20 protein-coding genes are annotated in these 24,052 nt (G+C 75.6%); 14 read left to right on the top strand and 6 right to left on the bottom strand.

All coding sequences use genetic code 11. The annotated features are described in order from the left end of the window. The first annotated feature begins 164 nt into the window (after positions 1-164). Positions 165-1,313 carry a S1 family peptidase gene (locus NPS70_RS09170; RefSeq protein ID WP_256523587.1) on the top strand — a complete coding sequence of 383 codons (1,149 nt, stop codon included), beginning with the start codon at positions 165-167 and terminating at the stop codon, positions 1,311-1,313. A 69-nt stretch (positions 1,314-1,382) separates the two neighbouring features. On the opposite strand, the gene NPS70_RS09165 is transcribed toward NPS70_RS09170, so the two are convergent. Beyond that, positions 1,383-3,005 carry an FAD-dependent monooxygenase gene (locus NPS70_RS09165; RefSeq protein WP_256523586.1) on the bottom strand — a complete coding sequence of 541 codons (1,623 nt, stop codon included), beginning with the start codon at positions 3,003-3,005 and terminating at the stop codon, positions 1,383-1,385. A 182-nt stretch (positions 3,006-3,187) separates the two neighbouring features. Here NPS70_RS09165 and NPS70_RS09160 point away from each other — a divergent pair, with 182 nt between their 5' ends. The 7 genes from NPS70_RS09160 to NPS70_RS09130 all read left to right on the top strand — a co-directional run bounded on the left by NPS70_RS09160 (position 3,188) and on the right by NPS70_RS09130 (position 9,441). Beyond that, on the top strand, positions 3,188-3,574 hold the full coding sequence (locus tag NPS70_RS09160) for a VOC family protein (RefSeq protein ID WP_256523585.1): 387 nt from the start codon (positions 3,188-3,190) through the stop codon (positions 3,572-3,574). Beyond that, a complete protein-coding gene (locus NPS70_RS09155; protein WP_256523584.1) occupies positions 3,571-4,206 on the top strand; it encodes a TetR/AcrR family transcriptional regulator in 636 nt (211 codons plus the stop codon). Before NPS70_RS09160 ends, NPS70_RS09155 begins: the two co-directional genes overlap by 4 nt. Before the next feature lie 179 nt (positions 4,207-4,385). Continuing rightward, entirely contained in the window at positions 4,386-4,568 is a 183-nt protein-coding gene (locus tag NPS70_RS09150; RefSeq protein WP_256523583.1) for a hypothetical protein, read from the top strand. Between the two features lie 135 nt (positions 4,569-4,703). Then, positions 4,704-6,983 carry an MMPL family transporter gene (locus NPS70_RS09145; protein ID WP_256523582.1) on the top strand — a complete coding sequence of 760 codons (2,280 nt, stop codon included), beginning with the start codon at positions 4,704-4,706 and terminating at the stop codon, positions 6,981-6,983. Positions 6,984-7,190: 207 nt separating this feature from the next. Beyond that, the gene (locus NPS70_RS09140; protein WP_256523581.1) at positions 7,191-7,562 is read left to right on the top strand and encodes a helix-turn-helix transcriptional regulator; all 372 of its coding nucleotides are present in this window, start codon (positions 7,191-7,193) and stop codon (positions 7,560-7,562) included. Next, on the top strand, positions 7,555-8,514 hold the full coding sequence (locus tag NPS70_RS09135; RefSeq protein WP_256523580.1) for a permease: 960 nt from the start codon (positions 7,555-7,557) through the stop codon (positions 8,512-8,514). Before NPS70_RS09140 ends, NPS70_RS09135 begins: the two co-directional genes overlap by 8 nt. A gap of 189 nt (positions 8,515-8,703) precedes the next feature. Continuing rightward, entirely contained in the window at positions 8,704-9,441 is a 738-nt protein-coding gene (locus NPS70_RS09130; protein ID WP_256523579.1) for an SDR family NAD(P)-dependent oxidoreductase, read from the top strand. A 40-nt stretch (positions 9,442-9,481) separates the two neighbouring features. Here the strand turns inward: NPS70_RS09130 and NPS70_RS09125 are convergent, their stop codons facing one another. Together NPS70_RS09125 and NPS70_RS09120 are read right to left on the bottom strand one after the other, a co-directional pair. After that, positions 9,482-10,189, bottom strand: coding sequence for a class E sortase (locus tag NPS70_RS09125; protein ID WP_256523578.1), 708 nt, complete (start codon positions 10,187-10,189; stop codon positions 9,482-9,484). A 196-nt stretch (positions 10,190-10,385) separates the two neighbouring features. Then, positions 10,386-10,946 (bottom strand): ATP-binding protein, encoded by a 561-nt coding sequence (locus NPS70_RS09120; RefSeq protein WP_256523576.1) that lies wholly within the window; start codon positions 10,944-10,946, stop codon positions 10,386-10,388. A gap of 136 nt (positions 10,947-11,082) precedes the next feature. On the opposite strand from NPS70_RS09120, the gene NPS70_RS09115 reads away from it, so the two are divergent. After that, positions 11,083-11,325, top strand: a complete 243-nt coding sequence (locus tag NPS70_RS09115; protein ID WP_256523575.1) for a DUF397 domain-containing protein — start codon at positions 11,083-11,085, stop codon at positions 11,323-11,325. A 92-nt stretch (positions 11,326-11,417) separates the two neighbouring features. Then, positions 11,418-12,323: a helix-turn-helix transcriptional regulator gene (locus tag NPS70_RS09110; protein ID WP_256523574.1), complete on the top strand. Its 906-nt coding sequence runs from the start codon at positions 11,418-11,420 to the stop codon at positions 12,321-12,323. A 101-nt stretch (positions 12,324-12,424) separates the two neighbouring features. Here the strand turns inward: NPS70_RS09110 and NPS70_RS09105 are convergent, their stop codons facing one another. After that, positions 12,425-13,237 (bottom strand): SAM-dependent methyltransferase, encoded by an 813-nt coding sequence (locus NPS70_RS09105; protein ID WP_256523573.1) that lies wholly within the window; start codon positions 13,235-13,237, stop codon positions 12,425-12,427. Between the two features lie 202 nt (positions 13,238-13,439). Beyond that, on the bottom strand, positions 13,440-13,889 hold the full coding sequence (locus NPS70_RS28510) for a hypothetical protein (RefSeq protein WP_305885632.1): 450 nt from the start codon (positions 13,887-13,889) through the stop codon (positions 13,440-13,442). A gap of 247 nt (positions 13,890-14,136) precedes the next feature. On the opposite strand from NPS70_RS28510, the gene NPS70_RS09095 reads away from it, so the two are divergent. The 3 genes from NPS70_RS09095 to NPS70_RS09085 all read left to right on the top strand — a co-directional run bounded on the left by NPS70_RS09095 (position 14,137) and on the right by NPS70_RS09085 (position 19,842). After that, positions 14,137-14,295, top strand: a complete 159-nt coding sequence (locus NPS70_RS09095) for a hypothetical protein (RefSeq protein WP_256523572.1) — start codon at positions 14,137-14,139, stop codon at positions 14,293-14,295. Between the two features lie 277 nt (positions 14,296-14,572). Continuing rightward, entirely contained in the window at positions 14,573-19,042 is a 4,470-nt protein-coding gene (locus NPS70_RS09090) for an aminotransferase class I/II-fold pyridoxal phosphate-dependent enzyme (RefSeq protein WP_256523571.1), read from the top strand. After that, the gene (locus tag NPS70_RS09085; RefSeq protein WP_256523570.1) at positions 19,039-19,842 is read left to right on the top strand and encodes a class I SAM-dependent methyltransferase; all 804 of its coding nucleotides are present in this window, start codon (positions 19,039-19,041) and stop codon (positions 19,840-19,842) included. Before NPS70_RS09090 ends, NPS70_RS09085 begins: the two co-directional genes overlap by 4 nt. 470 nt (positions 19,843-20,312) lie before the next feature. On the opposite strand, the gene NPS70_RS28505 is transcribed toward NPS70_RS09085, so the two are convergent. Next, positions 20,313-21,434, bottom strand: a complete 1,122-nt coding sequence (locus NPS70_RS28505) for a glycosyltransferase (protein ID WP_305885631.1) — start codon at positions 21,432-21,434, stop codon at positions 20,313-20,315. A gap of 747 nt (positions 21,435-22,181) precedes the next feature. Between NPS70_RS28505 and NPS70_RS09075 the strand changes: the two genes are divergently transcribed. After that, entirely contained in the window at positions 22,182-23,996 is a 1,815-nt protein-coding gene (locus NPS70_RS09075; RefSeq protein WP_256523569.1) for a glycoside hydrolase family 15 protein, read from the top strand. The last annotated feature ends 56 nt before the right edge of the window (positions 23,997-24,052 follow it).

Here is a 24,052-nt window from a genome sequence, read left to right as displayed (position 1 = left end):
GCCGGTTCCCGCCACGCCCGGGACGGTGCGTCCGAATCCTATCGGTTGGCATGGACCTGTTGTGCACGGTCGGCTACGCTCCGCCCCTGGGTGCTTTCTGAGAGCGCTCTCAGTACGTGTCTGTTCCGCCCCCACCCTGCTGGAACAACCGAAAGGCCGACACCGTGAGACGCACAACAGCCCTGCGCGCGGGCCTGTCCGCGCTGCTCGTACTCGCCTCCTGGGCCGCCGTCGCCGGCCCCGCCTCCGCCTCCCCGCCGGAGCCGTCCCCCGCCCCCGGCGCGTTCTCCACGGGTCTCCTCGACGCCATGGAGCGCGATCTCCGGCTCGCCCCGGGCGGTGCGCGGGACCGCCTGGCGGCGGAGCGGGCCGCCGCGGCCGCCGAGCCCGCCGCCCGCCGCGCCGCCGGCGCCTCCTACGGCGGCTCGTGGTTCGACGAGCGCACCGGCCGCCTGACGGTGGCCGTCACGGACGCCTCGCGCGTCGAAGCCGTCCGCGCCGCCGGTGCGGACGCGAGGATCACCGCCCGCACCGCCCGCAGTCTCGACGCGGCCAAGGCCGAGATCGACGCCCTCCCGGCCCCGGGCGGCGTGAGCAGCTGGCACGTCGATCCGCGGGCCGGCCGGATCGTGGTGAACGTGGTCGCGTCCCGGCAGTCCGACAACGATGTCCTCTCCTTCCTGGAACGGGCGCGCGAGGCCGGTCCGGTGCACGTGGAGAAGGTGGCCGCGGCGCCTCGGCCCTTCGCCGCCGGCACCGTGGGCGGCGATCCCTACTACACCGGCAACGTCCGCTGCTCCATCGGTTTCTCGGTGCACGGAGGCTTCGTCACCGCGGGCCACTGCGGCAGCCCCGGTGCGGCGGTGCGCGGCTGGGACGGCTCCCACATCGGCACCTTCCAGGGCTCGTCCTTCCCCGGGAACGACTACGCCCGGGTGAGCGTCGGCAGCGGCTGGTGGACGGTCCCGGTCGTGCTGGGCTGGGGCACGGTCCCCGACCAGCTGGTCCGCGGGTCCGCCGAGGCGCCCGTCGGCGCCTCCGTCTGCCGCTCCGGCTCCACCACCCGCTGGCACTGCGGCCGCGTCCTCGCCAAGAACGAGACCGTCAACTACAGCCAGGGCGCCGTGCACCAGATGACCAAGACGAGCGTCTGCGCCGAGCCGGGCGACTCCGGCGGCTCCTTCATCAGCGGCGACCAGGCGCAGGGCGTGACCTCCGGCGGCTGGGGCAACTGCCGCACCGGCGGGGAGACCTGGCACCAGCCGGTGGGAGAGATCCTGGCCCGCTACGGGCTGCGCCTCCACACCGCCTGACCGCTGCCGGACCGCGCCGCCGAACGGAGGCCCGCCCCCGGGCGGGCCTCCCCCGGGAGCGGCGGCGCGTCAGGGCCGCAGGATCCGGGCGAGGTACTCCTCGCACCGCGCCGTCCCGTCAGGGCCGAAGCGCAGCCCCAGATAGCCGTCCGGGCGGATCAGGAAGCCCGTCGGCGCCCGGACCGCGTAGACCCGCCGGAACTCTCCGGCCGCGTCCGCCCACACCGGGAAGGCGGCCGTTCCGCCCGGGGGCAGAGGCCCGTCGGTGACCGCGCGGACTCCCGCCCCGTCCCGGGTCGCGCGCCGCACCGCGGCGACCGCATCGGCGAAGTCCGCGAGGGCGGCCGTGGTCGGCGCGTACAGCACGAGCACATGGCCCGCCGTGTCGCGCAGCAGGTCGAACAGCCGCACCGGGAAGGAGGCGATCGCACCGGCCAGGCCCCCGCAGTCGGGCGCACGATCGCCGGAACGGGGCCCGGCGCTCTCCCCCGGTGCTCCCGCAACGGGGCTGCCGCGGTAGCCGACCAGCAGCTGCGCCTCCCGCAGCAGCAACCGCGCCGGGTCCTCCGGGTCGCTCTGCACGCCGCCCCCCGCGGCATGCCGCACGGTGCGGCCCACGACTTCGGCGCCGACCGGCCGGCGCTCGGCGTCGTAGCTGTCCAGCAGCCCCGGGTGCGCGGTGCCCGAGACCGCGAGGGCCAGCTTCCAGGCGAGGTTCACCGCGTCCTGGATGCCGGTGTTCATCCCCTGCGCCCCGGTGGGCGGATGGATGTGGGCCGCGTCCCCGGCCACGAAGACCCGGCCGCGGCCGTAGCGGTCCACGATCCGGTGGCTGATGCGGAAGACCGACGACCAGCGCAGCCGTGTGGCGGTCGCCGGACCGGGCGCGAGCCGGTCCAGCACGGCCTGCACATGGTGCAGGCCGGGTGCCGCGCCGCCGCCCAGGCCGTGGAGGACGGCACCCGCCTCCCGGCCCGGCCGGGTGCGCAGCTCGGGTGCCGCCGCCATCGACAGGCGGTACCGGGAGCGGCCGGGCAGCGGGATGCCGACGAGCACGTCCTCGGCGCCGCCGGCACCGTGGGCGAGGACCCGCACGCCGTACCCCGGGGGCATGTCCCAGTCGACCTCGACGTCGGCGAGCATGTACTCCTCGGGGAGCGCCCCGCCCTCGAAGGTGAGCCCGAGGCCCTTGCGGACCGCGCTGTGGGCGCCGTCGCAGCCGACGAGGAAGCGGGACCTGACCTCCTCGCCGTCGCCCGAGGGCAGGACGAGCCTGCTCCACACCCCTCCCTCGTCCTGGCTGAACGACACCAGCTCCGTGCCCCGTTCGACCCGGGTGCCGAGGCGCCGCAGGTGCTCGTCCAGGATCCGCTCCGTCTCGTTCTGCGGCAGCGCGGCGAACCCGTAGGGGACCTCGGGCGGCAGCGCCAGCTCCATGCGGACGGGGTCGGCGCCGTCCACACAGGAGATCTGGCCGCGCAGCGGAACCGCAGCGTCCAGCGCGTCCCGCGCCACACCGGCGCGGTCCCAGAGCTCCAGCGTCCGGGGCTGGACGCCGACGGCCCTGGCGTAGGGGAGGCGGGCGGGGAGCCGGTCGACCACCCGGCAGGTGACCCCCTGCCGCCTGAGCTCCAGGGCCGCGGTCAGCCCGACCGGGCCGGCGCCGGCCACCAGGACGTCGACGTGCGCCATGAGCCTCCCGTCTCGGCCTCCGCTTCCCGCCCCGGCGCCCCCCGTGTACGTCCCATGGTCGCTCCGCCGCCGCGGGCGGGCGAGTCCGGCGCGGTCCCGGGCGCCGTTGCCCGCGTACGGCGGCCTCGCATAAAATTACGAACCGGTACGGAATGTAATGCTGTGAGGCAGGGGAGGCCGCCGTGAGGGTCAGGGACTTCGACCATCTGGTGCTGAACGTCGAGGACGTGGAGAGGTCGCTGGCCTTCTACTGCGGTCCGCTCGGACTGGAGCCGGAGCGGGTGGAGGAGTGGCGGGAGGGCTCCGCGCCGTTCCCCTCGGTCCGGATCAGCCCGACGGCGATCATCGACCTGGTGCGGCGGCCCCGCGGCGGGTCCAACGTCGACCACATCTGCCTCGTGGTCGACCCCCTGGACTGGCAGGAGGTGCTGGACTCGGGCCGGTTCACGGTGCTGGAGGGGCCGGTCACCCGCTTCGGCGCCCGCGGGGACGCCCGTTCCGTCTACGTGCGCGACCCCGACGGCAACACCGTCGAACTGCGCTACTACCCGCAGGACGCGGCGGCATGAGCCCGGCGGCGGCCGGGCGCCCGCGCGATCCGGCGATCGACGCGGCGGTCCTGTCCGCGACCCTCGCCGTGCTGCGGGAGCGCGGCTACCCGGGCTTCACCCTGGAGGCGGTGGCCGCGCGGGCCGGGACCACCAGGCCGACCGTGCGCCGCCGCTGGCCGAACCGCCGGAGCCTCGTGGTGGAGGCCCTGGCCTCCGTCCCGGCCGTCCCCCCGGTGCCCGACACCGGGTGCACGCGGTGCGACCTCGCCCGGAGCGTCCGGCAGCTCGCCGAGTCCCTCCACCACCGCCTCCCGCCCGGCGTCCTCGCCCCGCTGCTCGCCGACTGCGCCCGCGACGCCGAACTGCACCGACGGCTGGTCGAGTCGGTGGTGGCCCCCGGCCGGCGGGCGGCGGAGGCGGTGGTGCGGCGTGCGGTCGACCGGGGCGACCTGCGGCCGGACACCGACCCCCGCACACTGGTCGACCTGCTCGCCTCCACCGTCTACCGGCGGGCCCTGCTGGGCGGCGGGCCGGAGGAGTCGCGGTCCGCGCAGGCGCTGGTCGACCTCGTCCTGCGCGGCGCCGCCGTGGACTACGAGCGGCTGGTGCGCATCGGCGAGACGCCCCCGGGTCTGCGCCACCTCCACTGAGCCCGTCCCGGCCGCCGTGCCGCAGAGGGGTGGGTGCCGCGGGGCGCCGACTGGCCGCGGGCCGGGCCGGGTTGGAGCGCGGCGGCCCGAGTGACTGTCCGTATTGCTCTGATATGCGTGCGGTGTCCTGCCGTGCAAGGCTGAGTCCGCCCACATCGACCAGCTCGAAGGAGAGACCGATGGGTATCAAGGACCAGTTCCAGGACAAGGCCGAACAGCTCAAGGCCGAGGCCCAGAAGCGCATGGGCGAGGGCAGGGAGCGCGGCCGTGAGTCCCGCGAGCCCGACCGGCAGGAGCGCGGCCGCCCGGAGCGCGAGCCGCGCCAGGAGATGCTGGACGAGGACCGGGACCGCCGGAGCTGATCCGGGCCCGTCCAGGGCGGGGGCGCAGCCGAGGGCGCGCCCCCGCCCCGTCGGCGGGAGCACCGCCCGCCCGGTCGGTCCCCGGCCGTGACGCCGTCCCGTCCCACCGGCCCCCACCCCTACGGGAGCAGCCGTATGCCGTCGCAGGCACCACCCCCTCCCGCCCCGCCGGACCGCGCGCACCCGACGGGGCTGCTGCGCCGCACCGGCGAGTGGTGCGCCCGCCGCGCGGTCGTCGTCCTCGTGCTGTGGGTCGCGGCCCTCGCCGCCGCCCAGGGCCTGGACCGGGCGTTCGGCGGCAGCTACTCGGACAACTTCGCCCTGCCCGGCACGCAGTCGCAGGAAGGGCTCGACGTGCTGCGCGCCCACGAGCCCGCCGCCGGCGGCTACAGCGCCCAGATCGTCCTCAACGACCCGGACAAGCCGCTGACCGACAGCGCCTCCCCGATCACCCAGTCCGTCGGCGACCTGGAGAAGCTGCCCCACGTGCTGGCCGTCCAGGACCCGCTGCCCCCGCCCGGCTCCCAGCCGCCCTCGCAGCCCGCGGGCACGCCCGACGTCGGCCCGCTCTCCACGGACGGCAGGACCGCCTACATCACGATCCGCTTCGACACTCAGCCCTCCACCCTCGGCAGCTCCTACCTCGACGGAGTGGACGAGGCCGTCCAGCCGATGCGCTCGGCGGGAGTGACGGTCGAGTACGGCGGCACCCTCGGCGAACTGGCCCGCCCCCAGCCCGACGACCGCCTCAGCGAGGCCATCGGCTTCGGCGTGGCGATCCTGGTGCTGCTCATCGGCTTCGGCAGCGTGATCGCCGCCGTCCTCCCGCTCCTCTCCGCGCTCGTCGCGGTGGTGTGCGGGCTGGGCCTGCTGGGCCTGCTCGCCGCGGCGACCACCTTCGCCACCGTGTCGCCCACCCTCGCCACCATGATCGGGCTCGGCGTCGGCATCGACTACGCCCTGTTCCTGATCACCCGGCACCGCCAGAACCTGATGCACGGCATGGACCCGGTGGCCGCCGCCGGCACGGCCGCGGCCACCAGCGGGCGCGCCGTCCTCGTCTCCGGCACCACCGTCGTGATCGCCCTGTCCGGCCTGTGGGTCTCCGGCCTCGCCTTCATCGGCAAACTCGGCCTGGCCGCGGCCGTGACCGTGGTGACCGCCGTCCTCGGCGCGCTCACCCTCGTCCCCGCCCTGCTGGGACTGATGGGCCGCGCCCTCGACCGGTACCACGTGCGCAAGCCGGTCGCGGAGACCGACGCGGGCCCCGGCGAGCAGGCGACCGGCACCTGGCACCGCTACGCCCAGCGCGTGGAGCGCCGCCCCTGGTGGTACCTCGGGGGCGGGATCGCCGTGCTCGCGGTGCTGGCGATCCCGCTGTTCTCCATCCAGCTCGGCCACATCGGCGACGGCGCCGACCCCAAGTCCTTCACCGACCGGCGGGCCTACGACCTCATGTCCGCCGCCTTCGGGCCCGGCTCCAACGGCCCGCTGACCCTCGTCGTCGACCAGACCGACGTGCCCGCCTCGGACCGCTCGGAGCTGGCCACCAAGCTCCAGGACGCCCTGAAGGACGTGCCGAACGCCCTCACCATCACCACGCCCCGGCCCACCTCCGACCAGGACGTGCTGATCGCGACCGCCTACTCCGTCGCCGCGCCCCAGGACGAGCGCACCACGCAGCTGACCAACCACCTCTCCGACGACGTCCTGCCGGGCGCCGTCGAGGGCACGGCGGCCAGCACCTACGTCACCGGCACCACGGCCGCGCAGGTCGACTTCCTCGACATCGTCTCCAGCCGGCTGCCCCTGATCATCGCCGTCGTCGTCGGGCTGGCCTTCCTCGTCATCCTGACCGTCTTCCGCGGAGTGCTGGTCGCCGTGAAGGCCGCCGTGCTGAACGTGCTCTCCATCGCCGCCTCCTACGGCGTCCTGGTGGCCGTCTTCCAATGGGGCTGGGGCGGCCCCGCGCTGGGGGTGTCGGGCAAGGTGCCCATCGAGAGCTACGTGCCGATGATGATGTTCGCCATCGTCTTCGGGCTCAGCATGGACTACGAGATCTTCCTGCTCTCCCGGGTCCACGAGGCCTGGCTGCGCACGGGCGAGGCGAAGGCCAGCGTGGCCCACGCGCTGGAGATCACGGCCCGGGTGATCACCTGTGCGGCTCTGATCATGGTCAGCGTCTTCGCGGCCTTCCTCATCAGCGACAACATCGTGGTCAAGATGCTGGGTCTCGGGCTGGCGGCGAGTGTGCTCATCGACGCCACCGTGGTCCGGCTGCTGCTGGTGCCGGCCGCCATGACCCTGCTCGGCAAGTCCGCATGGTGGACGCCGCGCTGGCTGGACCGGATCCTGCCCCACGTCGATCCCGAGGGCGAGGCCGCCGGGGCCGCGCGTCCCGGGTCGCGCCCCTGACCGGACCCGGGTGCCGCCGCGCCGGCCGGGCGGGCTCCCGGGGCCGCGGACCTGCCGCCGGCGCCGCCGCGGCGGAGCGCGAACGGACCGTCCTCCCGCGCGGCCGGGCCGCCGGGTCCCGCCGGGCGGCCGCACACGGTCCCGCGCGTCCCTCGCGCCCGGCGGAGGTCCGCGCGTACCCCTTTCATGTATCATCGCCGATGAGCGATGAAAGGGGCCGTGATGCTGGACCGCGCCGACGCCGAGGCGTACGCAAGCTGGTTCGGGTGCCTGGCCGACCCGACCCGTCTGCAACTGCTCCACCTGCTGGCCACCGCCCGGCAGCCCATGACCGTCGGCGCCCTCGCCGCCGGGGTCGGGGTGGGCCAGCCGACCGTCTCCGGGCACGTCCGGCGGCTCGCCGAGCTGGAGTTCGTGTTCGTCGAGCGTGTGGGGACCTCCAGTCGTGTGCGGGTGAACCCCGACTGCCTGGCCGGGTTCCCCTCCGCCGCCGAGGTGGTCATGGGGCAGGCCCCGGTGAGGGTCGACAGCAGGAGCCACACGCTGGCGCCGTGGCAGGCGGGGACCGGCGGTGGGTGAGCGGATGGCCGAGGCGGCCCTGCAGTGCGCGGTGCTGCTGGCCGAACTGGCGGTCCTCGTGGTGGCCGTCGCGGTACTGCTGGCCTTCGCCGCCCGGCGGATCGGGGTCGCCCGGCTGCGCGACTGGCTCGGGGGCGGCCGGCTGCGCGGCGCGCTGAAGGGCATCCTGCTCGGCTTCCTCACGCCGTTCTGCTCGTACTCGGCGATCCCCGTGGTGGCCGGGATGATCGACGCCCGCATCCGGACGGCCACGATCGCCGGCTTCCTGCTGGCCTCCCCCCTGCTCGACCCGATCGTCGTGGGGGTGCTGCTCGCGCTGTTCGGATGGCAGGCCACGCTCGCCTACGCGGTGGTCGCCTTCGCCGCCGTGCTGTCGGCCGCCCTCGCCGCGGACGCCGCCCACCTGGAGCGCCACCTGACGCCTGCCCGGGCACCGGCCGGGCACGTGGCACCGCCGGCCGGCATCCGGGGGCCCGGCGGCGCCCCTGACTGCGGCGCGCCGGATCCCTTCGGCGACGAGTCCCCCTGGCGGGGCCGGCGCGCCGAAGCCCGGTCGGCTCTGCGCTACGCGCTGGACCTGGCACGGGGGCTTGCGGTGCCGATGGTGCTCGCCGTGATCATCGCCGCCGCGATCGTCGGTTTCGTGCCGCAGGACCTCGTCGCCCGCTGGTCGGGCTCGGGCAACCCCCTCGCGGTGCCGGTCGCCGCTCTGCTGGGCGTCCCCTTCTACGTCTCCACGGAGGCGTTCCTCCCGATCGCCTCCGCCCTCCACTCGGGCGGCATGGCCCTGGGAGCCGTGTTCGCCCTGGTGATCTCCGCGGCGGGAGTCAACGTGCCCGAACTGGGCCTGCTCGGCAGACTGCTGCCACCCCGGCTGCTGGCCGCGTACACCCTCGCCGTCGTCGGCGTCGCCATGGCCGTCGGCTACCTCGTGCCCCTCGCGGTGCGGTGACGGCCGGCCCCGCAGCCGGGCCGCACCGCGGGGGAGCGGGCCGTACGATCCCTCACGGCGCGGCGGGTCCGGCAGACGGACACCCGCCGCGTGTCCTGCGCTCCCCGGCCGCGGGCGGCCACCACGCCCCGGGACCGGCCGTCCGGAGCGCACGGCACCGGAGCACGGAGTGCGAACGAGGAGGACGCGATGGCGGGACGTGAGCGGCGGCTGACCGTGGTGACCGGGGGCAGCCGGGGGATCGGAGCCGCGGTCTGCGCGCGTCTGGCGGCCGGAGGGCACGACCTGGTCGTCGGCTACCGCAGCGACCGCGAGGCGGCCCGGCGGGTCGAGGCGGCCGTCGCCGCCGCGGGCGGCCGCGCGGTGGCCGTGGCCGTCGACACCGCCGACGAGCGGGCGGTGGACGCCCTGTTCGACCGGGCCGCCGGGCTGGGCACCGTGACCGGCCTGGTGAACAACGCCGGGGTGCCGGGCCCCTACGGGCCGCTCGCCGACGCGGACGCCGAGGGCATGCGCCGGGCGCTGGAGGTCAACGTCCTCGGGTACCTGCTGTGCGCCCGCCGCGCCGTACGGGACATGACCGCCGCGGGCGGCGGCGCCATCGTGAACGTCTCCTCCGCGGCCGCCACCCTGGGCAGCCCGGGAGAGTACGTCCACTACGCGGCGGCCAAGGCGGCGGTCGACACCCTGACCGTCGGCCTCGCCAAGGAGGTCGCCGCCGCCGGGATCAGGGTCAACTGCGTGGCGCCCGGCACCGTCCGGACCGGCTTCCACGAGGACCCGGACCGGCCCGAGAGGGTGGCGCGGGCGATCCCCCTCGGCCGCGCCGGCCGCCCGGACGAGATCTCGGTGGCCGTGGCCTGGCTGCTGTCCGAGGACGCGTCCTTCACGACGGGCGCGGTGCTCCGGGTCGCCGGGGGCATGTGAGGGCGGCCCGCCGGGCGGTGCCGCGGGCCGGTCGGCCGGCTCAGCGGGTGGCGCGCAGCACGCCCACCTTGTCGATGCGGTGCTCGGGGTTGCCCCGGTCGTCGCGCCAGTAGTTGCCCGCGGCGTCGTCCTCCGGCGTCGCGCAGGTCGACAGGGTGATCATCGCCCGGGTGGGGCGCTCACCGGGATGGCCGGGAACCGCGGCCCGCTGCTCGGCGAGCGAGCGCTCGGACCGGAACGAGGTCCACCGGGTCTCGGTGATCTCGTACTCGTACACGCGCTTCCCGTCGGACACCCGCACCACGTCGCCCGCCTCCAGCGAGGGCAGGTCGCGCAGCGGACCGCCCGCCGAGAGGCGGTGCGCGGTCACCAGGTAGTTGCCGACCTGCCCGGGGCCCACACCGCCGTCCGGCCCGTAGGGGCTGGCCGCGACCCCGCGGTCCTGTATCCGGGTGCCGGGCCAGTCGTCGGTGGTCCCCTCGTACGGCACGACCCGGAGGTCCTCCAGGCCGATCGCGGGCACGGACAGCAGCGCCGTGCGGGTGCGGGCGTCCTCGGGGGCGGGCGACGGCTCCGAGGGCGCTTCGCGTGCGGCGGCGCGAGCGGCCCCGGTGTCCGGGGCCCCCGCGGCGGCCGCGGGGCGGTCGGACCCCGAGGGGGGAGCGGAGGGCGCGGCGCAGCCCGCGGCGAGCGCGGCGGACGCGCAGACTCCGGCCAGCACGGCGGTGACGGGGCGCAGCGGTCTCATGGGAATCCGGATCCGGGCCGGGGACGGGGGAGGGCGCCCTCGCGGCGGGCGCCGGGAGCGGTCCCCGGCATCGGGCCGGAGATCGATCAGGTGTTCCATCGTATCGGACATCACGGACTTTTCCAGAGGGAGGCCCCGAGGCGGTCGGTGCCGGTTCCGCTGCCGTCCGTGCGCGTTCCCGCCGTCCCGGGGCGGCTCACGCCCCCGTCCGGGGGAGCGGCAGTGACGCCCAGACCGTCTTGCCGTGGGGGGCGGTCGGGCACCAGGACCAGGCGTCGCTGAGCGCCCCGATCAGGGCGAGCCCGCGGCCGCCCGTCGCGCAGTCGCCCGCCTCGCGCGGGCGGGGTGGTGCGGGGCTGGGGTCCGCCACGGCGCAGACCAGGTGCCCCGGGTGCCGGAACAGGCCCAGCCACACGGGGAATGCGGTCGCGGCCGCCTCCGTGCCCAGTCCGTGGCGGACGGCGTTCGAGACGAGTTCGGTCACGACCAGCTCCGTGTCCGGGCCGAGCGCCGCCAGGGACCAGGCGTCGAGGGTGTCGGTGACGAACCGCCGGGCCTGCCCCGCGTTGCGCGGGTGGCCGGACAGGCCGCAGGCGGCGAAGCCTCCCGGCAGCTCCCGGCCGCCCGGGCCGCATCCGGGCCGGTGGGAGCAGAGCGAGGACGGCCGCTGCGGCGGTGGTGCGGGCGCCGGGGGGTGCGCAGGTGCCTCGGTGGCGGGGGTGCCGCAGGGGCGGCGGTTCTGCCGATGGATCGTCACGGGTCATGTCTCCCTGCATGATTCGCTATTCGACAGTCGGCGCGGGACGAGTATTGTCGAGGCGTGTTCCGCGATGCAATTGCAGCTGGGATTGCAGTGGCGGATTCGCGTAACCGGAGTACGAGCGAGCGAGGGGATGGCGCGAGTGGAGTTCACCAACGGGATGCCGGCCGGGGACCTGGCCGGTGCGGCATGGATCAAGAGCAGTCACAGCAACGCCACCGGCAACTGCGTGGAACTGGCGACGCTCCCCGGCGGCCGGATCGCGGTGCGCAACTCCCGCGACCCCGAGGGGCCGGCCCTGGTCTATACGCGCGAGGAGGTCGCCGCGTTCGTGGCCGGCGCGAGAGACGGCGAGTTCGACTCCGTCGTCGGCTGAAAGTAGCCCGACCCGGGGCCCAACGGCCCTTGGTGTCCGGCGCGACGGGCTGGGATACTGACTGCTTCCCGTAGTCTCCGCAGGAGCGTGCGATGGCAGCCGCCGACCCGAGCCCGTCGTTGTTCGTCCGGCCGCTGGGGGCGGTCGAGGGCAACCCGACCGCCCTGAAGCTCATCCTGGGCGGCAAGCTGCGCGAACTGCGCTCGGCGGCAGGGCCGGACCCGGCCGACGTCGACGTCAAGCTCGGCTTCTCGCGGTCCAAGACCAGCCGCATCGAACTCGGCCGTCACGGCTGCAAGCCCTCCGACGCGCTCGCCCTGCTCGAACTGTACGGCGTCGAGGAGGAGGAGCGGGTCTCCGAGTTCATGCGGCTGGTCGCCGCCTCCCGCCGACCGGACTGGTGGCGGTCCTTCAACGACGTGCTCTCCGACTTCTTCACGCCGCTGGTCGCGCTGGAGGGTGCCGCCGCCACCATCCGCACCTACGAGCCCTTCTACATCCCCGGACTGCTCCAGACACCCGAGTACACCCAGGCCGTCATCCGCTCGGGCCCGGGTCGGCTGCTGGACCACGAGATCCGGCGCCGTGTCGAGCTGCGGCAGCAGCGTCAGCGCCAGCTGGACCTGCCGGACGCCCCGCGCCTGTGGGCGGTGGTCGACGAGTCCGTGCTGATGCGGTCGGTCGGCGGGGAGCGGGTGATGCGCGATCAGCTCCACCACCTGATCGCCCTGATGAAGCGCCCGCGGGTGACCCTCCAGATCGCCCCGCTGGACGTCACCGCCTCCGTGGGGGTGGGTACCGGCGTCAGCTACCTGCGCTTCGCCCTGGGCGACCTCAGGGACGCCGTCTACATCGAGCACCTCACGGACAGCACCTTCACGCAGAAGCCCGCCACCGTCGAGCAGTACCGCGACATGCTCGACCGCCTCGGGGCCTGCGCGCTCACGCCGAAGGAGACCGAGGCCCGGCTGCGGGCGAGCCTGGAGGCCCTCGGCTGAGTCCGGGGCCGGACCCGGCCGGGCGCCGGTGCCCGGGGCGGCGCGGCCCGGCGCGCACCCGGCAGGGTGCCCACCGGGCCGGACCGCACCGGACCGCGGGTTCAGGGCAGCCGGGCGACCCCGCCCCACTCGATCCACTCGTCCGTCTGCTGCACGGGTGCGAGTTCGGTGTCCGGCCGCCAGGTGGAGACCTCCACCAGTCCCGGCTCCAGGATCTGCAGGCCGTCGAAGAAGCGCGTGACCTCGTGCTCCTCGCGGACCCGGCCCCAGTTCCCCCCGGTCGCCTGCGCCATGAAGTCCGTGACGAAGGTCCGGATCTCCGCCCGGTCGCTGACCAGCTGGCACACGACCAGGAAGCTGCCCGGGGCGAGGCGCTCCGCCACCCGGCGCACCAGCGCTGCGGGGTCGTCCTCGTCGGGGATGCAGTGCAGCACCGACACGAACAGGGCGGCCACCGGCTGCTCGAAGTCGATCAGGCGGCGCGTCTCCTCGTGGCCGAAGATGCCGTCCGTGTCCCGCATGTCCGCCTGGATCACGGTCGTGCGGTCGTTCTCGTCGAGCAGCGCCCGGCCGTGCGCCAGGACGATGGGGTCGTTGTCGACGTAGACCACCCGCGAGGACGGGTCCACGGCCTGCGCCACCTGGTGCACGTTGTCCTGGGTCGGCAGGCCGGAGCCGTGGTCGACGAACTGGCGGATGCCGTACTCGCTGGCGAGCAGCCGCACCACCCGGCGCAGGAAGCTGCGGTTGTTCAGGGCCAGCACCTTGGTGCTGGGCACCTGCTTCAGCAGTTCCGCGCAGGCCTCGCGGTCCGACTGGTAGTTGTCGTCGCCCCCCAGGAAGTAGTCGTACATGCGTGCCACGCTCGGCACCTTGGTGTCGATGGCGTCCGGGCGCCACGACTCGCGTCCCATCGGTTCTCACCCGCGTCCGTGGAGATCAGGCAGTGGGAGCCACATGCTAGGGACGCGGGGTCGGGGGAAACAGATGATCTGCTGAACGCCCCGGGCCGACCCGCACGTTTCGGCCACCATCTGTCCGGTTCGCCGTGGACTCGTGGTTCCCCCTGCCGCGCCGCCCGATCCGGTCGGGCCGTCCCCGGGCCCGGCCCCGGGGTCAGCCGGCCACACGGACGTCGACCTCCACGCAGGCCTCCACGGTGTTCTCGTCGCCGGTCACGTGGAGGCGCAGTGCGAAGCCCGACCCCGCCAGCTCCGCCCGGGGTGTCACCCGCTGGCGCACGGTGTAGGTGCGGCCCGCCTCCACCGCCCCGGCCGCCTCCCGGGTCAGTGCCGCCTCCCCGAAGGCTCCCCGCGCCCGGACGTGCAGCTGCGTCGCCCCGTGGGAGCGCGCCGGGCGGAAGTCGAGGGCGAACTCCGACGGGCGTCCCGCGGCCAGGGTGACGGCCCTGCCGGCCGTCCGCCCGTCGAGGCGCAGGGCGGCGGTCTCGCCGAGCCCCCCGCACCGGACGGGGTCGGCGGAGGGGGCCGCGTGGGCGGGAAGGGCGCCGGTCAGGGCCCCGAGGGCGACGGCGCAGGCGGCGAGGGAGCGGGTGATCCTTTTCACGCCCGCCCCAACGACGTGCCCGGTGCCCGGTCACCCCGATCGGCCGGGAACGGACCCCTTGTGTACCCGTCCGGCCCTATTTCGCCACCCGCCCGGAGCATGACCGGACGTGGACGGTGTGCGTACCGGAAAGTGGGCCGCCGGGCATCCGGCCATCGCCGACCCCGTACACTCGCCCCTGCCTCCGGCACCGGAGTGCCGTTCCCGGACCCCGGACGGACCGCGCAATCGAACGAAGGGACTAATCGTGAGCTCCGCAGACAGGGCTGACGCACCGATCTACCACGGCCTCGTCGAGGAGCGGGGCGACGTCCCCGCCGACGTCCGCCGCACCGCGGAGGAGACCCTGCGCGAGGTGGGCCGCACGCTGGACTTCGACCTCCAGGGCGCCGGCGCGCTGCGGTAGCACCCCCACCCGCCCCGGCCCGGCCGCACCCCGCCGGGCCCGGCGGATGCGCCCCCGCCGGTACGGGCGCCGGGCGCCTCGCCTTGACCGCCTCGACCAGGCGGCGCAGAGTGTGTAGACAAAGGTCCCCCAACGCGACGAACCCGGGCCTCTCGGGACGTATCGGCAGGGCACTGTGCAACGCACCCCATCTGGCGCCAAGTTGTCCGGACCCGGCCCCCCGGGCCGTCCCGGAAGCCCGGCCGCACGCGCGCAGGCCGCGCTGAGCCGCCGGATCATGCTCGTCTACGTCCTGTGCCTCGTCCCGCCGACCGTGGTCTACCTGACCGTACCGGCGCGCCACACCTCCTCCTGGGCCGTGATCGGCCTCGCGGGCGTCGCCGCGATCCTCCTCGGCGTCCACGTCCACCGGCCCGCCCGCCGCTGGCCCTGGCTGCTCCTCGCCGCCGCGAACCTCACCTTCACCGCGGGCGACACGGCCTACAACCTGCTGGAAGGCTTCTTCGGCCAGGTCAACCCCTTCCCCTCGGTCGCGGACGTCTTCTACCTCGCCACGTACCCGCTCTTCGCCGCGGGCATCTTCGGGTTCATCCGCTGCCGGTGCGTCTCCAGGGACCTCGACAGCCTCCTCGACGCCCTGCTGCTCACCAGCGGCCTGGCACTGCTGTCCTGGGTGCACCTGATCCACCCCCTGGTCGCGGACGAATCCCTGGTCGGCTGGGAGGAGCAGGCGATCTCCATCGCCTACCCGCTCGGCGACGTGCTGATCCTCGCCATGCTGGTGCGCCTGCTCACCCTCGGCGGGATGCGCGACCGCTCCGTGCAGCTGCTCACCCTCGGCACGGTGGGGATCCTGACCTCCGACGTGCTGTACGGGCTCGGCCAGCTCGCGGGCACCTGGCAGGTGGGCACCTACCTGGACCTCGGCTGGGTGGTGTTCTTCACCGCCTGGGGGCTCGCCGCCCTCCACCCGTCCATGGTCCGCCTCACCGAGCCGGTGCCCCAGCGGGCACCGGGCATCGCCCGCCGGCGGCTGGCCGTGCTCGCGGGCGCCGCACTCGTGGCCCCGGCGATGCTGCTCTTCCAGTCGCTGCGCGGCAACGGCCGTGACACGGCGGTCACCGCCGTCTTCTCCGCCGCCATGTTCCTGCTCGTCCTCGCACGGCTGTGGGGCCTGGTCGTCGAGCACCGCAAGGCCGTCACCCGGGAGCGGAGCCTCCGCCTGGCCGCCGCCGAACTCGTCGGCGCGGTGACCCCGGAGGACGTCGCGCGGGCGGTGCGGACGGCGGTCACCGCCCTGTTCACCGCGCCCGTGCCCCACGCGGTCCTCCTGCTCGTGGACGTCGGCGGGCGGCTGCGGCCCGTCCCCGCCGCCGGCGACGACTGGGCCTGGCGCAGCCCCCGGGCCGCCGAAGAGTCCGCCGGCGACGACACCGCCCCCGCGGGCGGCGCCGGGCTCCTGGACGCCGGGACGCGCCTGGTCGCCACCGCCGACCTGGGCGCCGATATCGCCGCGGCCGTCGCCCCCGCCACCACCGGGCTGCTGTCCCCCCTGGTCGTCACCGCACCCCAGGGCGAGAGCAGCCCCCGGGGTGCCGTCCTCCTCGCCGGACCGGCCGACACGGTCGCCGAGCTGTCCGAGGCGGTGGCCACCCTCGCCTCGCAGGCCGCCCTCGCGCTGGAGCGCGTCGGCCTGAGCGAGGAGATCAACCGGCGCAACAGCGAGGCGTACTTCCGCACCCTGGTGCACAACACCTCCGACGTGATCCTGATCCTCGACGGCGACGACACCGTCCGCTACGCCAGCCCCTCCGCCGACGACATGTTCGGCCGGAGCGACCTCACCGGAACCCCGATCGCGCTGCTCGTCGACGCCCGCGACGGCCCCCGCGCCCTGCGCACCCTCGCGCGCGTGCGGCAGTCCGAGGCCCCCGACGTCCACGACGACTGGCGGGTCCTGCGCTCCGGCCGGGCCGCCGTGGACGTCGAGGTCCGGTGCAGCAACCTCGTCCACGAGCAGACCGTCCACGGCATCGTGGTCACCCTCCGCGACGTGACCGAGCAGCGGCAGCTGGAGAGGGAGCTGACCCACCGCGCCTTCCACGACGCGCTCACCGGCCTGCCCAACCGGCTCCTGCTGGTCGAACGCATCGAGCGGGCCCTGCTGCGCGGCCGCCGGGACTCCACGCTGACCTGCGTCCTCTTCGTCGACCTCGACGACTTCAAGGTCGTCAACGACATGATGGGCCACTCCGTGGGCGACGAGCTCCTCACGGCCGTCGCCCAGCGCCTCACCGGCGCGCTGCGGGTCAGCGACACCGCGGCCCGCCTCGGCGGCGACGAGTTCGCCGTCCTGATGGAGGGGGCCAGGGAGCCCCACGACGCCGAGGTCCTCGCCGCCCAGGTGGTCCAGGCCCTCGGCGTGCCCTTCCGGCTCGGCAGCGGGTCGCACAGCATCTCCGCCTGCGTGGGCGTCGCCACGGCCCGCGACGGCACCCAGGCCGACGAGCTGCTGCGCCATGCCGACCTGGCGCTGTACTCGGCCAAGACCGCGGGCAAGCGGCAGTGGCGCCGCTACCGCCCCGACCTGCACAGCGGCATGGTCGAGCGCCACGAACTCCAGGCCGGACTGGACACCGCCCTCAGCGAGGAGTCCTTCGCGCTGCGCTACCAGCCCATCGTCGAGCTCGCCGGAGGCAGCGTCGCCGGATTCGAGGCCCTCGTGCGCTGGCCGCACCGCCGGCGCGGCCTCGTGCCCCCCGCCCAGTTCATCTCGCTCGCCGAGGAGACCGGGCACATCACCCCGCTCGGCGCCTGGGTGCTGGAGCGCGCCGCGACCGAGGTCGGCCGCTGGCAGCGGGCCCGCCCCGGCAGCGCCCCGCTCAACCTCAACGTCAACGTCTCGCCCCGGCAGTTCGTCGACCCGGGCTTCGTCGACGTGGTCCGGCGGGTGCTCGACACCTCGGGACTGGCGCCGGGCTCCCTCGTCCTCGAACTCACCGAGTCGGTGCTGGTGCGCAACGAGCAGATCCGCGCCGCCATGCGCCTGCTGAAGAGCCTCGGGGTCTCCATCGCCATCGACGACTTCGGCACCGGCTTCTCCTCCCTCAGCTACCTGCGCGAGTTCCCCATCGACGTGCTCAAGGTCGACAAGTCGTTCATCGACGACATCGTCACCGACGGGCAGCAGGTGGCCCTCGTGGAGGGCATCGTCCGCATCGCCGACGTCCTCGGCCTCCAGGTCATCGCCGAGGGCATCGAGAACGGCGGCCAGCGCGACCTGCTCTCGGCCATGGGCTGCCGCTTCGGCCAGGGCTTCCTGTTCGCCCACCCCATGGCCGCCCCCGAGGCCCAGCGCTTCGTGGACGCCGGGCACACCTGGCAGTCCCCGCGCGTGGCGGACCGCCAGCGGGTCCGCCGCCCGGCCGAACGGGGGAGCGGCCGCAGCGAGCAGCGCTGGCGCGACCTCGCCCGCCTCCAGAAGACCAGCCGCATGTGCGACGCCGTGATCGACGAGGTGCAGGGGCGCCGGATCCGCAGCGAGGGGCAGTGGCTGGTGGACTTCGCCTCCTGCAACTACCTGGGGCTCGACCTGGACCCGGAGGTCATGGACGCCGTGGAGCCGCAGATCCGCCGCTGGGGGACCCACCCCAGCTGGTCCCGGCTGATCGGCAACCCGCGCCTCTACCCCGAGATCGAGGAGAGGCTCTCCGGCCTGCTCGGCGCGCCCGACACCCTGCTGCTGCCGACCATCACCCTCATCCACGCCTCCGTCATCCCGGTGCTCGCGGGCCGCGGCCAGGTCTTCGTCGACGCCCGCGCCCACCGCACGATGTACGACGGCTGCCTGGTGGCCCGCGGGCAGGGCGCCTCCGTGCTCCGCTTCCACGCCGAGCAGCCCGAGGAGCTGCGCCAGCTGCTCTCCGAGGCGCCCACCGGCGTCCCCCTCCTGGTCTGCGTGGACGGTGTCAACAGCATGACCGGGAACCTCACCGACGTGCCCGCCCTCGCGGCGGTCTGCCGCGAGCGCGACGCCCTGCTGTACGTCGACGACGCCCACGGCTTCGGCGTCATCGGGGAGCGCGGGGCGGCCGAGAGCTCCCCCTACGGCCTGCGCGGCAACGGCATCGTGCGCCACCTCGGGGAGAGCTACGAGGGCATCGTGCTGGTGGCGGGCTTCTCCAAGGCGTACTCCTCGCTGCTCGCCTTCCTCACCGCCCCGCCCTCCCTCAAGGCCCACCTCAAGGTCGCCGCCGCGCCCTACCTGTACTCGGGCCCCTCGCCCACCGCCTCGCTCGCCACCGTCCTGGCCGGGCTGGAGGTCAACGACCGGCGCGGCGACGACATCAGGGCCGACCTCTACCGCAAGACCCGGCGGGTCCTGGACCACGTCCGCGGCCTCGGTCTCGCCACCCCCAACACCGACGGGCTGCCCATCATCGAGATCCCGCTCGCCGACGGGGAGGACCTGGACGCCGTCGGCGACTTCCTGTGGCACCGGGGCATCTACGTGACCCTGGCCGCCTACCCGCTCGTCCCGCACGGGCAGGTCGGCTTCCGGATCCAGATGACGGCACTCAACACCGACGAGGAGATCGACGAGCTCAACGACGTGCTCACCGCCCTCGCCGAGCGCTTCCCCCTGGTGGAGGCCGCCGCCGAGCCCCCCGGAGCGCCCGCCGCCGAGCGCCGAGGCCCTCCGGCCCCGCCCGGCCCGGTGCCGGCGGCCGAGGGGCGCACCCCGTGACGGCCCCGCCCGCACCCGGTGAGCCCCCGGTCCGCCGTGCGCCGGCGCCCCGGGAGCGCGCGCCCCGGTTCAACGCGGACGCCGACTGGGACGCCTGGCCGGTCGACGCCTACCTCCGCGAGAACTACCGGGAGCTGCACCCCTGCGACGCGGCCGTCATCCGCCACCACGCGGCCGTCTACCGCGGGATCGCCCCCGGATCGGTCGCCTCCGCCGTGGAGTGCGGGACCGGGCCCAACCTCTACCCCCTGATGGCCGCCGCGGCGGCCTGCCGCAGGATCGACGCCCTGGAGCCGGGCGCGGGCAACCGCGCCTACCTGCGCCGCCAGCTGGCGCACGGGCCCGACCCCGCCTGGCAGCCGTTCTACGACCTGTGCCGCAGCCTCGACCCGGCCCTGCCCCCCGCCCTCGCCACGGCGCTGTCCCGGGTCCGTGTGGTCCCCGGGGCCCTCGGCGGCCTTCCCGGGCACCGCTACGGCCTCGCCTCCATGACCTTCGTCGCCGAGAGCGTCACCACCAGCGCGGCGGAGTTCGCCGACCTGTGCCGCGCCTTCGCCCGGGCCGTCCGCCCGGGCGGACGGCTCCTGGCCGCCTTCATGGCCGGGATGCCCAGCTACCGCATCGCCGACGGGCCCCTGTGGCCCGCCCTCCCCGTCGGCGAGGACACGCTGCGCGCCGTGTTCGCCCCGCTCACCGCCTCACTGCGCATCACCAGGGTGGCCAAGGACCCCACCCTGCCGGAGTACGGCGACACCGGGATGCTGCTGCTCAGTGCCACCCGCCCCGGCCCGGGGGCCTGAGGCTCCGGGGCAGGCCGGGTCCGCTCCTCCCGGCGGGAGACCGCCCCCGGCGTGACTCCCGCCGTGCCGCCCTCCTCCCGGCCGTCGACCGCCGCCCCCGAACCCCGTTGGGGCGACGCCGCTCTGACGGTGCGCCGCCCGTACTCGTCTGCGGCGGCGCACCGGGTGGAGGGTCCCGTGGCCGCCTTCGTCCGGAGCGGCGGCCGAGGCGAAGCGGACGGCGCCGTTCTGGTCGGGCTGGACGACGAGGACGGTGCCGTCGGCGTCGCCGAGGCCACTGATCAGCAGGAGAGGCCGGGTTTGCGCCGGGCCGTGCCGCCACCGCCGGTTGCGCGTGAGCCGGTGGTTCCCGCACTCGGCGGGCAGCCGCGGCCCGGCCACCGGCCGTGCCCGAAGGCGGCGGGCGGCGCCACCGCCTGGCGGTGCACGGTCCCCGGCAGGTGCGGCTCGGGAGGCACCGCACCGGCCCGTCAGGCCCCCTGACCCCCGCCGACCAGCAGGTCGCGGTAGAGGTCCGCGTACGCCTCGGCCGCCCGCTCGGGCGCGAAGCGCTCCTCGACCACCGCCCGCCCCCGCTCCGCGAGGTGCTCCCACCACCAGGGGCGGTCCAGCAGCTCGCGCAGCAGGTGCCCCGTGCGGTGGGGGTCCGCGACGGGGCCGCGCAGCACGGTGTCGCGCAGCGCGGCGAACTGCGGCAGGTCGCTGAGGATCACGGGCCGCCCGGTGGCCAGCGCCTGGAGCACCGGCGCCGGTACGTCCGCCCGGCCCACCAGGGCCCGCGGCACGTAGAGCAGGACATCGGCGGCGGCCAGCAGCCCCGGCATGTCGCTGATGCGGTGCAGCACCTCCATGTCGAGCAGCCCCTCGCGCGCCGCGATCGCACGCAGGGCGTCCTCGTCCGGGCGTCCGGCCCTCCCGCCGCCCCCCTGGCCGTTCGCCACCAGCACCAGCTGGAAACGCGCCCCCGCCCGGGCCGCCACCCCGGCCGCCAGCAGGGCCTCCTCCGCGCCTCCGTCGCCCAGGGCCAGCACCATCGGAGGGGTGCGCCGCGCCCGCGGTCTCGGCGGCCAGGGGCCGAGCCGGAGGACCGGGCCGACCACGTCCACCGGCCCGAAACCGGCCGAGGCCAGCATCTGGGCCGTCGCCCCGGACATGGCCACCGTCCGCCCGAGCGGGCGTGTTCCCCACAGGTGCGCGGGGTCGACCACCGACGGCACGGTGTGCAGCACGGGGCGCCGGGCGGCGAGGCGGGGCCACAGCCGCGAGAAGGTGGCGAAGCCGCTGCCCACCGGGATCACCGCGTGCACCAGGTCCACGCGGTGCGAGGCGGCGGCCCCCACGGCCGCGACCTGCGCCCACAGGGGACGCGACAGGGGCCGTCCGCGGGTCACGACCGGCAGGGCCCGCCCCCCGGCGGCCCGCCCGGGCGCGGACGTCCCGCTCGTGCCCCACCAGCGCCGCAGCCACAGGTACTCCGCGTACGGCATGGCGCGCACCAGGCCCCGGGCCAGGTCCGAGGCGGGGCCCTCGGGCCCGTCCAGGGGCTCGCCCGTCAGGATCAGGACACGCGGCACGCGCGGATCAGCGGCCATGGCCCGCTCCGTCGTCCCGCCGTGCCGGGCGGGGGCGGCTCCGGGGGCCGGAGCACGGGGGAGCCGGTCGGCGGGCCGCGCCCGCGCCGTGCCGCCAGGGCCCCGGGGGCCGTGCGCCCGGGAGGGGAACACGTCCGCGGGCCCGACCGCCGCCCGGGCCTCCACCGCCGTCGGAGTCCTCCCGGCCGCGGGAACCGGGGGAGCGGGCCGCCGGGGAGCGGGTGCGCCGCCGCCGGGGAGCCGCACACCGGCGGCGGACCCGGGGCAGGGGAGCGGCGACCGCGCGCGCGACGCGGTCGGACGCCCGGCGCGCGGGGTGCGCCGCGCGCGCCGGGCGTCCGGGGGCCCCGCCCGGAGCAGGGGCGGACGGAGCCGGGGAGGCAGGCCAGTCCGTCACCCGGCGGAGCGGGTGCGGTGCGGGGGACAGCGCACGACGGCCGGCCTGCTGACGTCTCACGGGCACCACTCCCGTCGCGGCGCGCCGCCACGGTGGCCGGTCGGTCCGGCGACCGGGCGCACGACCCGGAGGCCGCCTCGTCCGAAAGGACGGCCTTAGCACAGGATAGCCACTCAGTCAATGAAATGTCCTCCCCGCGGGCGGCGGACGGCCGTCCGCCCGCGGGACGCGGAGCCTCCCGTCCGGCGCCGGGGATCCGGACGGGAGGCCCGCCCGGATCCCCGGCGCGTGCCGCGCGGTCCGGGTGTCCGCGAGGGGCCTGCCGCACCGGTGCGGACTAGACTCTCGCTATGGCCGGGCGAATCGAGGACTACGCCCTGATCGGTGACCGGGAGACGGCCGCCCTCGTCGGCAGGGACGGCGCCGTCGACTGGATGTGCGCCCCTCGCTTCGACTCACCCGCCTGCTTCGCCGCGCTCCTCGGCGACGCCGACAACGGCAGCTGGTGGATCGGGCCGGCCGACCACCGCCCCGCCAACCGCCGCGCCTACCGAGGCGACTCCCTCGTCCTCGACACCGTCTGGGAGACGGCGGAGGGCGCGGTCAGGCTCACCGACTTCATGCCCTCCCGGGGCTCCGGCCCCCTCGTGGTGCGGATCGCCGAGGGCCTGTCCGGCCGCGTCGAGATGGGCACGGATCTGCGCCTGCGCTTCGACAGCGGCCGGGTGGTCCCGTGGACCTGGACGGCCGACGCCCGCACCGTCGCCGCCGTCGCGGGCCCCGACTCGGCCTATCTGCGCCATCCCCCCGGCCTGAGCGTGCGGGCCGCCAAGCGGTGCGTCTCCTCCCGCTTCACGCTGCCCGCGGGGGAGCGCCTCGCCTTCGTCCTCGGCTGGAGCCCCTCCCACCTCGGCCCCGACCTGGACGCCGACCCCGAGGCCTCGCTCGCCCGCACCCTGGAGCACTGGCGGGCCTTCGCCGCCAACTGCCGCTACCAGGGCCCGTTCCGGGAGGCCGTGATGCGCTCCCTGATCACCCTCAAGGCCCTGACCTACGCCCCGACCGGCGGCATCGTGGCCGCCGTCACCAGCTCCCTGCCCGAGGCCGTGGGGGAGGGCCGCAACTGGGACTACCGGTACTGCTGGCTGCGTGACTCCGCCCTCACCCTCTCCTGCCTGCTGCGCAGCGGCTACCGCGAGGAGGCGGTGGCCTGGAAGGACTGGCTGCTGCGCGCGATCGCCGGCGAACCCGCCGACCTCCAGCCGGTCTACGGGGTCGGAGGCCAGCGCCGCCTCCCCGAGAGCACGGCCGACTGGCTCTCCGGCTACGAGGGCTCGGTGCCGGTGCGCTTCGGCAACGCGGCAGTCGGCCAGCTCCAGCTGGACGTCTACGGCGAGGTCGTCAACACGGTCTACTCGGCGATGCGCGCCGAGGTGCCCATCGGCCGCCCCGTCTGGTCGCTGCTCGCCTCCTTCATGGAGTACCTGGAGAAGCACTGGACCGAGCCCGACGCCGGGTTCTGGGAGGTCCGGGGCCCGCGCCGCCACTTCGTCCACTCCAAGGTGATGTCCTGGGTGGCCGCCGACCGGGCGCTGCGCATGGCGCGCGTCGCGGGGCTGCGCGGCCACACCGACCGGTGGCGGACCATGCGCCGGGAGATCCGGGCCGAGGTGTGCCGCCTGGGCTGGGACGACGAGCGCTCCACCTTCGTCCAGGCCTACGGCTCCCGCGCCGTCGACGCGTCGGCCCTGCTGCTGCCCCGCCTGGGCTTCCTGCGCCCCGACGACCCCCGGCTGCTCGGCACGGTCGAGGCGGTCCGCCGGCTGGAGCGGGACGGGTTCCTCCGCCGCTACGCACCGGGGGCCGACGGCGTCCGGGGGGTGGACGGCCTGCCGGGCGACGAGGGCACCTTCCTGGCCTGCTCGCTGTGGTTCGCCGACGCCCTGGCCCTCACCGGCCGCCATCACGAGGCACGCGAGGTGTTCGAGCGGGTGCTGGACGTCCGCAACGACGTGGGCCTGCTCTCCGAGGAGTGGGATCCGGCGGAGCACCGCCAACTCGGCAACACCCCGCAGGCGTTCAGCCACGTCGCGCTCGTGAACGCGGCCTTCGCCCTGCACGGCACCCGGGGGCCCGCCCGGCGCCCCGCGCGGCCCGGCGGCTGAGCGGCCCGGCCCGCCGGGGCCGTCCGCGACCGACACCCCGCACCTCCGACCGACGG

The organism is Streptomyces sp. C10-9-1, from assembly GCF_024497955.1.
Classification (GTDB): domain Bacteria; phylum Actinomycetota; class Actinomycetes; order Streptomycetales; family Streptomycetaceae; genus Streptomyces; species Streptomyces sanyensis.
The sequence above is the reverse complement of the archived record's forward strand: the minus strand, read 5'-3'. Positions and strand labels throughout refer to the sequence as shown.

Bases quoted from the DNA above. Each gene is read 5' to 3' on its own strand.
- NPS70_RS09165 (WP_256523586.1), bottom strand. From the start codon at position 3,005: ATGGCGCACGTCGACGTCCTGGTGGCCGGCGCCGGCCCGGTCGGGCTG.
- NPS70_RS09155 (WP_256523584.1), top strand. From the start codon at position 3,571: ATGAGCCCGGCGGCGGCCGGGCGCCCGCGCGATCCGGCGATCGACGCG.
- NPS70_RS09130 (WP_256523579.1), top strand. From the start codon at position 8,704: ATGGCGGGACGTGAGCGGCGGCTGACCGTGGTGACCGGGGGCAGCCGG.
- NPS70_RS09140 (WP_256523581.1), top strand. From the start codon at position 7,191: ATGAAAGGGGCCGTGATGCTGGACCGCGCCGACGCCGAGGCGTACGCA.
- NPS70_RS09125 (WP_256523578.1), bottom strand. From the start codon at position 10,189: ATGAGACCGCTGCGCCCCGTCACCGCCGTGCTGGCCGGAGTCTGCGCG.
- NPS70_RS09075 (WP_256523569.1), top strand. From the start codon at position 22,182: ATGGCCGGGCGAATCGAGGACTACGCCCTGATCGGTGACCGGGAGACG.
- NPS70_RS28505 (WP_305885631.1), bottom strand. From the start codon at position 21,434: ATGGCCGCTGATCCGCGCGTGCCGCGTGTCCTGATCCTGACGGGCGAG.
- NPS70_RS09110 (WP_256523574.1), top strand. From the start codon at position 11,418: ATGGCAGCCGCCGACCCGAGCCCGTCGTTGTTCGTCCGGCCGCTGGGG.
- NPS70_RS09105 (WP_256523573.1), bottom strand. From the start codon at position 13,237: ATGGGACGCGAGTCGTGGCGCCCGGACGCCATCGACACCAAGGTGCCG.
- NPS70_RS09150 (WP_256523583.1), top strand. From the start codon at position 4,386: ATGGGTATCAAGGACCAGTTCCAGGACAAGGCCGAACAGCTCAAGGCC.
- NPS70_RS09145 (WP_256523582.1), top strand. From the start codon at position 4,704: ATGCCGTCGCAGGCACCACCCCCTCCCGCCCCGCCGGACCGCGCGCAC.
- NPS70_RS09090 (WP_256523571.1), top strand. From the start codon at position 14,573: ATGCTCGTCTACGTCCTGTGCCTCGTCCCGCCGACCGTGGTCTACCTG.
- NPS70_RS09115 (WP_256523575.1), top strand. From the start codon at position 11,083: ATGGCGCGAGTGGAGTTCACCAACGGGATGCCGGCCGGGGACCTGGCC.